Source organism: Methanoculleus sp. MH98A (assembly GCF_000691865.1).
Taxonomy (GTDB): Archaea; Halobacteriota; Methanomicrobia; order Methanomicrobiales; family Methanoculleaceae; genus Methanoculleus.
This window is the reverse complement of the sequence record NZ_JMIO01000264.1, coordinates 1-1,053: the sequence shown is the minus strand read 5'-3', so window position 1 is coordinate 1,053 and position 1,053 is coordinate 1. Positions and strand designations below refer to the sequence as shown.

The window sequence follows — 1,053 nt, the reverse complement described above, 5'->3', positions numbered from 1 at the left end:
CTGGAATTCAATTATTGAAGGAGGAAACAGATGAAACTGTTCAGATGGAATGTCATCCTGCTGGCAATGGTATTAGCAGGGATGGCAATGGTACCGTGCGTGAGTGCGGAAGAAAGCGGCGAGAAAATTGTTGATACGCAAACTGCAGTCATCAATCAATTAATAGGACAGAACATGACCGTCGGCGAATACTACGAAAAAACTTCGCCAGAATATTTGATGGAAATACCAGAAACCTTAAGGAAACATCTCTATCAAACAAAAAAAGAATGGCCGACACCATTGAATGAACAGAGTAACAAACAGAGCAACAATTCCCAAAGTGTAATGCAAAGCACAAGGGTGGAGATTCAGGTTTTGTGTCAGTCGGGATGGGGGTTGGCAGGTAATATTGTGAGTTACGGGTCTGAAAGTGAATCAGCGCCAACCGGAACTCGATTTCCAACAATGTACGATAAATCAACGCTATTTAAATGGAACTGGGATTCGAGCCAATGGGAATATGTTACTTCTACATCACGTACATCGTATCTAACTAGTTATAATCGAGCAGCGAGCACAACTACAGCGCAACCTGGAACTTACATTGTTTTCGGAGAGCATCACGGTACATACCCGCCATTTAGTGAACCTCCGGGGTATAGTCTCGCTACCGAAAGTTCAATATTTGAGGTGAGTTAATTTTCAGTGTTTTTATAGAAGAAATTAACAATCAGAACCTTTTTTAGCGGATAAGTGCAATGTCTGACAAAGCAGTTTGTACGTACAGAATAGGTAATTTCCATGAAGCTGAGAAAAAGAGCAAACGTGAAACAACACCTCGTTTTAACGATTATAGTGCTGGCTGCATTCTGTAGTTGTGGATGTACGCAGCAAAGCGCCGCGATGGAATGGTACAGACAGGGATTGCACTTCAATTCCTATGATAACCAGTTCGAGCAGGCATTGGAATGTTTTAATAAATCTCTCGAACTTGACCCCCAATTTGAAGAAGCCTGGCGGGGTAAAAGTGTCGCACTCTACAACTTGGGACGGTTCCAGGATGCGATTCAA

At 42.5% G+C, this 1,053-nt stretch carries 1 protein-coding gene and 1 pseudogene; both read left to right on the top strand.

Annotated features, from left to right (window positions below):
- The first annotated feature begins 30 nt into the window (after positions 1 to 30).
- Entirely contained in the window at positions 31 to 681 is a 651-nt protein-coding gene (locus EI28_RS14265) for a hypothetical protein (RefSeq protein WP_155937472.1), read from the top strand.
- A gap of 102 nt (positions 682 to 783) precedes the next feature.
- A pseudogene (locus EI28_RS12910) lies at positions 784 to 1,053 on the top strand (tetratricopeptide repeat protein); the annotation flags it as partial.